We start from the raw sequence: 10528 nt of genomic DNA on the forward strand, positions 1-10528 counted from the left end.
GCGGGGCTCGGGCCAAGGCCGGTGTCTAACCACTTCTGCACGCGGCGCTGTGACTGTTGGCGACGATGACGGAGGAGGGCGGTCCGCTGTCGGAGGAAGCGGGCCGGCTGACCAAGGAGATCGCCGCCCGCCTGCCCTCCGAGAACAGGCGCCCGCACATCCTCGACTCGCCCCGTCGAGAGCGGGGTCCGGCTGATCGAGGTGGGCCGGCCCCTTGCGACTTTCCGTGCAGCACCACCACCGTCGGCCGGGCCGGTGCCGGCCGGACCCCTGGGCCATTCGCCGACCTGCTCGGGAGTCCCAGCGAGGGTCCGCTCCGAGGCCAGGAGTTGCGGCCGGGAGCAATCATGGCGGCCTGCGCTCGTATGGCGTAGCCGCTGACGCGGCGCTTCACGGGCGGGGACGGACGCGATGCCAGCGGGGGCGGGCGCCACTGCCGCGGCGTCCGGCCACGGATGCGCAGCGTCGGCACACCCGCTGCACCCGGTCGGCGGCGCCGCCGGATTCCGGGAAGGTGTCGGGCCAGCTGACGTGCGGGAAGCGCGTCAGTTGCGAGCGGCTGAGGGACAGCCCGCAAACGGTCTCGTTCCGGCCCGGCTCCCAGGCGTGGACCTCGCCGGCGGGCAGCCTGCGTCGGCCGTCCTCCTCGTCGGTCCACTGCCCGGACGCGGCGACGGCGTACTGCTTGCCGCGTTTCATCGGCTGGACCGCCCCGTGAGCGGCCTGTTCTCGGTCACCTTGGCTCCGTCCTCCACCCGCGTGGTGCGCCCCCTCCGGTCGGGCCGCTCCGTCGGATCGGGCGCCCCGCACACGGCGAGTGCCCCGCACGGGTCCTGTCCCACACGCACCGGCGTCAACGCCGCAAGCCAGGGACTGAGCGCTGCGTGACCTGTGGCCCCACCGCATCGACAACGTCGCACTCGGCACCGTCACGGCCCGCGGCGACCACCTGACCGTCCAAGCCGCCGCGACCGGCAACGACGCTGCCCGCCCCGCATGACGAGCGGCCTCGACCCGAGTGCACAGCCACTGCGTACGCCGACTCGACGACAATGAGGTGGGGCAGCGCCGGGGCGTGATCGAGGCACGGGTGTGTCGGTTCCGCCGCACCGAACTGTCCGACCTGGGGTGCGGCGTGCCCTCGACATCGAGGCGGCGCGACTGCGGCGGCTGACGCACGAGGGGCGCTGATGGAAGCGGTCGGGTGGCGGCCGGCGGGGAACCGCGCGCGGTACGCCCGTCCTTCGCACCGGCCCACCACAAGACGAACGCGTTCGTTACGATCGATGTATGAGCGGGAGAAGAGAGCCGGTCAGCCGGCGGGAGCGTCCGGCGAAGCCTGCCCTGTCCCGGCGCTGGATCGTGGATACGGCCGTGCGGATCATGCGGGCCGAGGGGCTGGAGAAGGTCACGATGCGCCGTCTGGCGCAGGAGCTGGACACCGGCCCGGCCTCCCTGTACGTCTATGTCGCCAACACCGCCGAGCTGCACGCGGCCGTCCTGGACGCGCTGCTGGGCGAGGTCGACCTGAGCGGCCGGGGCGGCGGTGACGACTGGCGGGAGCAGCTCCGCGCCGTCATGACGTCGTACACCCTGGTGCTGTTCGAGCACCCGCAGCTCGCGCGATCCGCGCTCGTGGCCAGGCCGAGCGGCGAGAACTACCTGCGGCTGGTGGAACGGATCCTCGACCTGCTCGCGCGCAGCGGCGCTCCCCGTGCCCAGGTCGCCTGGGGGGTGGACAAGCTGCTCCAGGACGCCACGGCCACAGCCGCGGAGCAGTCGACGCACGAGCACGACCCCACTTCCGAGGACGCCTGGAACGCCACCGTGCGGGCGCTGCACGCCGTCGACGAGGCCACGCACCCGGCGATCACCGCGCACATGCCGGATCTGATCGGCGGCGCGGTCCGGGACCGGATGCGCTGGAGTTTCGACGTCATCGTCAACGGCATCACGAGCACTCCGATGCCTCACCGGGCGGACTGAGCCCTTCCGGGCCGGCGCGCGCCGACCGGGAGAGGTGGCGGTGACGCCTACCCTTAGACGAACTTGTTCGCTACGAACATGTTCGTTACGCTGAAACCGGCCGGAGGGACCGCTGCGACACCACTGCGCGGGGCCGTCCCACCCGGCGTCGGCACCGGCGGTGGCAGCCGCCTCACCGGCGCGTACCCGCGTCCCCTTCCGTGAAGAGGTCCACGATGAGCACCACTCACTTCCCCGTCGCGATCGTCGGCGGCGGCCTCGGCGGTCTGACCGCCGCCCGTGTCCTGCACGTCAACGGAATCGAGTCGGCGATCTTCGACCTGGAGGCCGGTCCGGAGGCCCGTACGCAGGGCGGCATGCTCGATATCCACGAGGAGAACGGGCAGATGGCCCTGCGCGCCGCCGGCCTGCACGACGGCTTCCTCGAGATCGTTCACGAGGGCGGCCAGGCGATGCGCCTGCTCGGCCCCGACGGCGCCGTCCACGTCTCCAGCGAGGACGACGGCGACGGCGACCGCCCCGAGGTCGACCGCGGCGACCTGCGCGACCTGCTGCTGAACTCCCTGCCCGAGGGCACTGTCCGGTGGGGCCGCAAGGTCACCGGTGCCCGTCAGCTGGGCGACGGCCGCCACGAAGTGACGTTCGCCGACGACTCCGCCATCACCACCGACCTCCTCATCGGCGCCGACGGCGCCTGGTCGCGCGTCCGGCCGCTGCTCTCGGACGCCAGGCCCGAGTACACCGGCATCTCGTTCGTGGAGACCGACCTGTACGAGGCCGACACCCGCCACCCGGGCAGCGCCGCGATCATCGGCGGCGGATTCTTCATGGCCCTGGGGCACGAGCGCGGCTTCCTCGCCCACCGCGAGACCGACGGCAGCCTGCACGTCTACACCGCGCTCAAGGCCGACGAGGGCTGGCTCGACACGGTCGACTTCAGCGACCACGCCGCCGCCAAGGCGGCCGTCCTCGCCCACTTCGAGGGCTGGGACGAGGGCCTGCGCGGCCTGGTCGCCGACGCGGAGACCATCACACCGCGCCGCATCCACGCCCTGCCCGTCGGCCACCGCTGGGGCCGCGTGCCCGGCGTCACCCTGCTCGGCGACGCCGCCCACCTGATGTCCCCCTTCGCGGGGGAGGGCGCCAACCTCGCCATGTACGACGGCGCCGAACTCGCCCTCGCCCTCGCTGCCCGCCTGGGAGACACCGAGGCCGCTCTGACCGCCTACGAGGAGGCGCTCTTCACCCGTAGTGAAGCCTCCGCCGCCGAGTCCGCCGCCAGCCTGGACACCATGTTCGGCAAGGACGGCCTGGAGCGGATGATCGGGTTCTTCACTACCGGCCCGACCGGTCGGTGAACCCGATACCGACCGCCGCCCGGCCTCCACGGCATCGGCGTCCCGGTCGGCGTGCAGACCAGATACGGACGCAGGTCCCGGAAGAACCGGGCCCGGAGCGCCTCGCGCTCGTCCAGCTCAGGATTCGCCGGCGCCAGCGGGAGGCGCAGCAGCCGTATCCGGCCCGGCCAGCCGTCTCCGACCGCTTCACCGTCGGCCGCGAACGCCCGCACTCCACGGAAGTGGAGTTGACTTCACAACGGAGGCAGTCCGGGTGGGGAGTTGAGGAGGGAGATGCCGAGGGCGGTGGGGCTGTGGAGCACCGCGTTACGTTGTCGAACGGTGTGGATCAGCCCGGCTGCGCGCAAAGTGGTCGCGTGTTCACTGGCGCTCGCGGGCGCGAGACCCGTGAAGAGCGCGAGTTCCCTGGTCGAGCAGCCCGGGTGCTCGGCGATGGTGTGGAGGACGGCAGCGCGGGTTCGGCCCAGGAGCGCGGCCAGCGGTGATCGGCCTCCTGGTGGCACGGCTGGGTGTGCGGGTAAGGGGAACCAGGGGGTCGGGTCTGAGGGGTGGTCGCGGCCGACGGGGTACCTCAACACGGGCTGTGGCTCGGCGTCGATGTCGATGGCGGGCGCCCCGGCTCCGAAGACCGAGGGCACAAGCAGCAAACCGCGACCGCCGAGGCGCAGATCACCGTCGAAACCGGAGAGCATCGCAACCTCCAGGACGGGCGGGCTCCAGCGGATACGCCGCGGGTTCAGCGAGGAAAGCAACGCTTCCATTCCACCGGTGAGCGCCTGTCGCATCCGTACCGCCCGGTCGGCCGCCGCTGCGCCGGTGATGTGTGACCAGTTGGGTGCCAGCAGCACAGCACAGACATGGTCCAGGCTCTCGTAGAGCTGCCGCAGCAAGTCGGGATCGTCGGCCAGGTGGTGGGCCCACGCCGGTAGTGGCTGCCATTCCGCTACGTGGGCCAGGTCCTCGCGGATCTGGGACCGGGTCGTGGTGCGCACCTGCTCCAGCGATTCTTCCGGGCTGCGGACACAGGTGGAGGTCAGAAAGGTGGGCGCCCAACCGCCGGGCGGGATGAGGTCGAGGACCATGCGCGCTTCGGGAGCCAGTGCGGCACGGGCGGCCTGCCTCCAGGCGCCGAAGCGAACGGGGTGGCCGCGGTCTTGCAGGATGCGCGCCGCGGCGCCCAGTTCCATCAGCGGCGGGGGCTGCCCCACCCGAGTCCGTGCCAGGTCCTCAACCGTGAAATGAATGCGGTAGACCACGCTTTCACCCCGTCCCGTACGCCACAGTCTAGAGGGCCGTCCTCCGGGAATCACCGCGGCAGGAGTTGGTGACCTGTCGCGCTCGGGCTAGTTCAGGGCGAGCAGCGGGGGGTCACCGAGGCCACGGAGACGGCGGACGAATCCGGGTCGGCTGCATTCTCGCGGCGCGGGCGGGCCAGGAGCGTGCCCTGCTCGTCACGGGTCATGACGTCACCGCCGGATGTCGGGGGGCCACCGGGCAGGAGCGGGTAACCCGCACCCGGGGACCGCGCTCACGGCCACCTCCTGGCCACCGCCCACCTGAACCAGCCGTTCCTCCGCCCCTGAGAATCGGTCGTGAGTAGTCGGGGCACGGGAAGTCCCGGTCAGATCGATCTCGCTCGTCCGTCGAACAACTCCGCCGCGAACGCTTCCAGATCCTCCCGGACCCCGGCCATCTCCTCAGGTGTCACACCATCCCAACGGCACCCACCCACAAAGAGACACACCACTCCCGAGCGGGCCGTCACGCCCACCGGGCTCCACGGGCGACGTCCCGCTGATCGTGAGCAGCGAAAGGGGCGGTCCGGAGCGGCAGGTGGGACGTGCGGGCGCTGGCCCAAGCAGCGAAAGGGGGGAACCGGCGCGTTCCACGGCGCGTCCCGTCCGGAGCCGTCGTGACCCCGGGGGATCAGGAGCGGCGCGCCGTCTCCGCGACATGGTCGTTCACCGCGTCCGGCGCCGCCGGCCCCCGGTCCGTGCCGGCCCGGCCGCCGCGCCGGCCGACCAGCCGCAGCGCCAGGGGCTCGGTCCAGCGGGCGGTGAGCGGGCCGACGACGACCAGGATCAGGACGTATGCCGTGGCCAGTGGTCCGAGTGAAGGCTCGATCCCGGCGGTGACGGCGAGTCCGGCGATGACGATGGAGAACTCGCCGCGGGCGACCAGCGTTCCGCCGGCCCGCCAGCGGCCCCTGGCCGAGATTCCGGCCCGCCGAGCGGCCCAGTAGCCGGTGGCGACCTTCGTGAGTGTGGTGACGGCGGCCAAGGCGAGCGCCGGCAGCAGGACGGGAGGAATGTCGCTCGGGTCGGTGTGCAGGCCGAAGAAGACGAAGAACACCGCGGCGAACAGGTCCCGCAGGGGTGAGAGCAGGTGGTGCGCGCCCTCGGCCGCCTCGCCGGACAGCGCGATGCCGACCAGGAACGCGCCCACGGCGGCGGAGACCTGGAGCTGCTGGGCCAGACCGGCGACCAGCAGCGTCAGGCCCAGTACCACCAGCAGCAGTTTCTCCGGATCGTCGCTGGAGACGAAGCGGGAGATGTGGCGTCCGAAACGCACCGCGACCAGCAGCACCAGCCCCGCGACCCCGAGGGCGACGGCCAGGGTGGTGCTTCCGGCCGCGAGACCGGACCCGGCCAGCAAGGCGGTGACGATGGGCAGATAGACCGCCATGGACAGGTCTTCCAGAACCAGGATGCTCAGCACGACCGGTGTCTCGCGGTTGCCCAGCCGCCCCAGGTCGCCGAGCACTTTGGCGATCACACCGGAGGAGCTGATCCAGGTGACTCCGGCGAGCACGACGGCCGCGACCGGGCCCCAGCCGAGCAGGAGCGCCATGACGGCTCCGGGCAGCGCGTTGAGCGTCGCGTCGACGAGTCCCGCCGGGTACTGGGTCTTGAGGTTGGAGACCAGGTCGCTGGCCGTGTACTCGAGGCCGAGCATCAGCAGCAGCAGGACGACGCCGATCTCGGCGCCGATCGCCACGAACTCCTCACTGGCTCCCAGCGGCAGCAACCCGCCCTCCCCGAAGGCCAGTCCGGCCAGCAGGTACAGCGGGATGGGGGAGAAGCGCAACCGTCCGGCGAACCGGCCGAGCAGTCCGAGGCCGAGGAGGATCGCGCCGAACTCGATCAGGAAGACCGCGGTGGAGTGCACCGGATCACTCCCTTCCGAGTATGTCGGCGGCGGCCTGCACGCCTTCGTGCGTGCCGATGACGATGAGGGTGTCGCCGCCGGCGAGCCGGAAGTCCGGCCCGGGGGAGGGGATCGCCTCGGCCAGACGAAGCACGGCCACGATCGACGCACCGGTCTCGGTGCGCATCCGGGTGTCGCCCAGCACCCGGCCGTTCCAGTGCGAGGTGGCCGACAGCTCGATCCGCTCGGCCACCAGACCGAGGTCGGTCGTCGACAACAGACTCGGCCTGTGGTGCGTCGGCATCAGGGCGCCGATGAGGTTCTCCGCCTCCGCCGGAGCCAGCCGTACCGACAGCGCGCAGGCGTCCGGATCGTCCTCCTGGTACGCGCTGAGCGTCCGTGAACCGTCCCGGTGGGCCACCACCGACAGACGGCGGTGCTCCCGAGTGCTCAGGTCGTAGCGGACCCCGATGCCCGGCAACGGTGTACTGCTCATGCGCGCAGCCCCCACGGCTGTCTCCCTGCCTGGTTGTGTTTTTACTCTTCCTTGGAACACTGTTGGGGACACCTTAACCAGAACCATGGGGGTGGCCGTCACGCCGGTGGAACGGGCGGTGCTGGCGACCGGCCGGCGCCGCACCCTCCGGCGCTGACCGACGTGCTGTGGCGCCACGTCCTCCAGCCGTCGCCCGCCCGTCTCCTCCGCGGCCGCCCCCGCTGTGAGCGATCCGATCAGGGCCACCGCCGCGAGGGTCACGGACACGGTGCCGACAAGTTCGGCCCCGGCGCCGTCGGGCCCGCCGCGGTCTTCCGCCGCGCCTCCTGACACGTCGGCGGACCGAGGACGCCAGGCGATCTGTGATCCACCCGGGCATTGGGCGCGCGCAGCCACGGGCAGGACCCTAGATGGCGGCCCCGGCTTCGAGGTCGAAGGGAACACCTGTGAGCTGCTCGCTCGCCGCCCACAGCCGCCTGCCCTCCGCGGGGTCGTCGGCGCCTGTGGGGAGCTTGGCGGGCTTGGGGGTGCCGGAGGTCTGGTCCCGTCCCGCGGGGCCGATGAACCGGCCCGACCGGACGTATGGGCTGGTCGCCGCGTACAGGGAGGGCCAGGCGGCACCCTCGGCCGAGCCCATGAGCAGGCGTGCGGCGATCGGGGTGATCAGGCGGCTCAGAGCGCCGTTGCCGTGCTGCTGCAGACCGGTCATCGCCGACCCCGGGTGGACGACGAGCGCCTCGACGGGGCTGCGCGCAGTGCGGCGCGCGAGTTCGAGGGTGTAGACGATGTTGGCGCGCTTGGACTTGGCGTAGGCGCCCATGGCGCGGTAACTCTTTTCGCTCATCAGGTCGTCCAGCCTGCCCATCGGCCACCGCGCCGCGATGGCGCTGACGGTGACCACGCGCGGTGCGGACGAGCGGCGCACGGCGGGCCAGACCTGGGCGTCGAAGGCGAAGTGGCCGAGGTGATTGGTGCCGACCGTCATCTCGAGGCCGTCGCGGGTGTTCTGCCGCTCGGGCAGGTTCATCACGCCGGCGTTGTTGAAGAGCAGGTCGACCGTCTCGGTCTCGGCGATGCGGGTGGCCGCGTCGCGGACGGAGGAGAGGTCGCAGAGGTCGAGCACGAGGGTGTCCGTCCGGGCCTCGGGGGTCGCGGCGCGCACAGCCTCCGCGGCCTGGTTCAGCTTGGTCCGGCTGCGGCCGGCCAGGATGACACGGGCCCCGTGCCGGGCGAGCGCGTGGGCGGTCTCGAGTCCGATCCCGCTGTTCCCGCCGGTGATCAGCGCCGTGCGGCCGGTCTGATCGGGGATGTCGTCGGGAGTCCAGTGGTTCACTTCGTCACGCTCCTTGGATTCGTTGGTTTTGTGCTCGGTCATGCGACGCTCGGCAGGGTGGTGATAGCGAGTTGGAAGAGCGTGTCGAGGATGTCCGCGGCGAAGGCGGCTTCGGCGACGACCTGGATGATGTCCAGGCGCATGCCGCTGAAGGTCCCGGCGGCACTGGGCCGCCGTGGACTTCCTGTAGGCGTCGGTGCCGCGGTGTGCACTCCGGCTGCCGCCGCGCCAGATCATGTCGTCCGTCCAGAACTGGTCGACAACGTCGAGACACCCCCGTTGACGACTTCGTCGATGAAGGGCGTCGGTCCTGATGCGCAGCCCAAGACCTGCCCTCTTTTCAGACCGGCGGTCTGTTCGACTGGGGCCCAAACGTAGAAGACCACCGGTCTGATGTCAAAAGACCGGCAGTCTGTAACCTGGGGGCATGACGAACTTCCAGCGCGCGCGCAGTGAGGAGCAGCGTGAGATGCGGCGCCAGGCCATCCTCGACACCGCCGCCGCCATGCTCGAGGAGATGCCCATCGGCGAGGTCAGCCTGAACGAGCTGAGCCGCCGCGTGGGTCTGGCGAAGTCCAATGTGCTGCGCTATTTCGAATCGCGTGAGGCGATTCTGCTGGAGCTGCTCGACCGTGCCTGGCGGCAGTGGGTGGCCGACCTGCCTGCCCTTGCGCACGCCGGCATCGACCAGGACGCAACGGTGAGCCGGCGTGCAGAGCAGTTCGCCGCCGTCATCGCGGGCTCCCTCGCCCAACGCCGGGTCCTGTGCGACCTGCTGAGCGCGCAGGCGGGCGTACTGGAACACAACGTTTCCCCGCACGTGGCCGCCCGCTATAAGCGCGCGGCCGTGGCCAACGTCGCCGACATCGCGGCGTTGGCCCACCAGCATCTTCCTGAGCTGGGCAACAGCGCACCGCGGTTGACCGCAGCCATGATCATGGCCGTTGGCGCCGTGTGGACACACGCACGGCCCTCCCCGGCGGTGCTCGCCGCCTACGAAGCCGACCCCTCACTCACCGCGTTCAAGCTGGACTTCGTGACTGCCCTGCAGGACATGCTGGCCACGCTCACCGTGGGCACCATCGTCCGCGCCTCCGTCTGAGCCCGTCCAGGCAGTAGCCGTGGGCCGGTCCGCGGTGGCCGGCGCGACCAGGTACGACAAGACCGCCACCTCCTACGAAGTGTTTGGCCCAGGTCGGCACTCCAGCGTTCCCGCCCGGTGGGCGCGTCGAGTCCGTGGACTCTGTCGTCGGCCATGGCGTCGATGCACAGGGTGTGGCCCGAGACGGCGATGTCGAAGACCAGGAAGTTGCTCTGCGCGAAGGTCTTGTGCAGGGTTCCGTCGGCAGGGTCCAGGAGAGACACACCGTCGAAATGGCTTACATACAACGTGCCGTCTGACATGGCCAGGTCCTGGGGTGCCTCCACCTCGGCCCGCCACACCCGTTCGCCTGTCGCGGCGTCGACCCGATCCACTCCCGCCGCGCCGTAGACGAAGAGCGCGTTCCACGAGCCGCGTCAGTCTCCGACCCCGCTCGAGCGGCCGGCAGCCGCCGGTGGGCGGTTCGGATCACACCGTGAGCCTGATCGCTTCGATCCACAAGTCGTTGTCGAAGGCGCCGACGTAGGTGAAGGTGAGTCCCTCCCCGGGAGTGTCGCACACCAGGCCGATCCAGGTGCCGTTGTGGACGTAGGAGTTCTGGCAGACGGCTCCGGCGCCATCGTCGACGTTGATGGAGAACCCCAGCATGTGCGGGGCGTCCTTCTTGGTGCTGCCGACGTAGTTGTCGACGCCGTCGTCGACGCTCGACCACGGATCGAAGTATTTGCCCGTGCCATCGGTCGACGCGGGGTTGGGGAGGAAAGCGCCGCTGGATGTGCCCTTGGTTCCGAACACGGCGATGTTGACGGCCGTGGTCGGCTTCCCCGAGCCTTCCTCACCCGCTGTTTCGCCGTCGCACGCGACGTCGGACCAGCCCTGGTCCGCCACATAGATCCGGTAGCAGATGTGCCGCTTGCCCGGTTCCTTCGCGGCCATTTGCTGGACGGCGGTCGCCGCGGTCTTCTCCGGAGCCTTGGTTTCCTTCTCCTCGGAACCACCACCCCCCGCCGAGGCTCCGTCTCCGTCTCCGTTTCCGCCTCCGGCTCCGTCCCCGTCTCCGCCGGCCTGCTGTGGCTCGGTCGCGGCCGGGGGTGCCGGGACGTCGG

The 10528-nt window shown here is 70.9% G+C and carries 9 protein-coding genes and 1 pseudogene; 3 read left to right on the plus strand and 7 right to left on the minus strand.

The window, feature by feature from the left end; genetic code table 11:
- Nucleotides 1–390: 390 nt before the first annotated feature.
- Nucleotides 391–699, minus strand: a complete 309-nt coding sequence (locus ACF061_RS38490) for a hypothetical protein (RefSeq protein ID WP_392271670.1) — start codon at nt 697–699, stop codon at nt 391–393.
- Nucleotides 700–1290: 591 nt separating this feature from the next.
- Here ACF061_RS38490 and ACF061_RS38495 point away from each other — a divergent pair.
- The gene (locus tag ACF061_RS38495) at nt 1291–1986 is read left to right on the plus strand and encodes a TetR/AcrR family transcriptional regulator (RefSeq protein WP_392271671.1); all 696 of its coding nucleotides are present in this window, start codon (nt 1291–1293) and stop codon (nt 1984–1986) included.
- A gap of 215 nt (nt 1987–2201) precedes the next feature.
- Nucleotides 2202–3344, plus strand: a complete 1143-nt coding sequence (locus tag ACF061_RS38500) for an FAD-dependent oxidoreductase (RefSeq protein ID WP_392271672.1) — start codon at nt 2202–2204, stop codon at nt 3342–3344.
- A gap of 233 nt (nt 3345–3577) precedes the next feature.
- Here ACF061_RS38500 and ACF061_RS38505 read toward each other — a convergent pair whose 3' ends face one another.
- From ACF061_RS38505 to ACF061_RS38520, 4 genes are all read right to left on the minus strand, one after another.
- Nucleotides 3578–4600 carry a winged helix-turn-helix domain-containing protein gene (locus tag ACF061_RS38505; protein WP_392271673.1) on the minus strand — a complete coding sequence of 341 codons (1023 nt, stop codon included), beginning with the start codon at nt 4598–4600 and terminating at the stop codon, nt 3578–3580.
- 670 nt (nt 4601–5270) lie between these two features.
- Nucleotides 5271–6512 carry a cation:proton antiporter gene (locus ACF061_RS38510; protein ID WP_392271674.1) on the minus strand — a complete coding sequence of 414 codons (1242 nt, stop codon included), beginning with the start codon at nt 6510–6512 and terminating at the stop codon, nt 5271–5273.
- Between the two features lie 4 nt (nt 6513–6516).
- The gene (locus ACF061_RS38515) at nt 6517–6987 is read right to left on the minus strand and encodes a cation:proton antiporter regulatory subunit (protein ID WP_392271675.1); all 471 of its coding nucleotides are present in this window, start codon (nt 6985–6987) and stop codon (nt 6517–6519) included.
- A 406-nt stretch (nt 6988–7393) separates the two neighbouring features.
- Nucleotides 7394–8362: an oxidoreductase gene (locus tag ACF061_RS38520; protein WP_392271676.1), complete on the minus strand. Its 969-nt coding sequence runs from the start codon at nt 8360–8362 to the stop codon at nt 7394–7396.
- A 385-nt stretch (nt 8363–8747) separates the two neighbouring features.
- Here ACF061_RS38520 and ACF061_RS38525 point away from each other — a divergent pair, with 385 nt between their 5' ends.
- On the plus strand, nt 8748–9422 hold the full coding sequence (locus ACF061_RS38525) for a TetR family transcriptional regulator (protein WP_392271677.1): 675 nt from the start codon (nt 8748–8750) through the stop codon (nt 9420–9422).
- On the opposite strand, the gene ACF061_RS38530 is transcribed toward ACF061_RS38525, so the two are convergent.
- On the minus strand, nt 9314–9796 hold the full coding sequence (locus ACF061_RS38530; protein ID WP_392271678.1) for a PQQ-binding-like beta-propeller repeat protein: 483 nt from the start codon (nt 9794–9796) through the stop codon (nt 9314–9316). The genes ACF061_RS38525 and ACF061_RS38530 overlap by 109 nt on opposite strands.
- Before the next feature lie 94 nt (nt 9797–9890).
- Nucleotides 9891–10528 (minus strand): annotated as a pseudogene (locus ACF061_RS38535) (hydrolase); the annotation flags it as partial.

Origin of the sequence: Streptomyces sp. NPDC015220 (genome assembly GCF_043079345.1) — a bacterium.
Classification (GTDB): Bacteria; Actinomycetota; Actinomycetes; order Streptomycetales; family Streptomycetaceae; genus Streptomyces.

Bases quoted from the DNA above. Each gene is read 5' to 3' on its own strand.
- ACF061_RS38490 (WP_392271670.1), bottom strand. From the start codon at position 699: ATGAAACGCGGCAAGCAGTACGCCGTCGCCGCGTCCGGGCAGTGGACC.
- ACF061_RS38495 (WP_392271671.1), top strand. From the start codon at position 1,291: ATGAGCGGGAGAAGAGAGCCGGTCAGCCGGCGGGAGCGTCCGGCGAAG.
- ACF061_RS38500 (WP_392271672.1), top strand. From the start codon at position 2,202: ATGAGCACCACTCACTTCCCCGTCGCGATCGTCGGCGGCGGCCTCGGC.
- ACF061_RS38515 (WP_392271675.1), bottom strand. From the start codon at position 6,987: ATGAGCAGTACACCGTTGCCGGGCATCGGGGTCCGCTACGACCTGAGC.
- ACF061_RS38520 (WP_392271676.1), bottom strand. From the start codon at position 8,362: ATGACCGAGCACAAAACCAACGAATCCAAGGAGCGTGACGAAGTGAAC.
- ACF061_RS38525 (WP_392271677.1), top strand. From the start codon at position 8,748: ATGACGAACTTCCAGCGCGCGCGCAGTGAGGAGCAGCGTGAGATGCGG.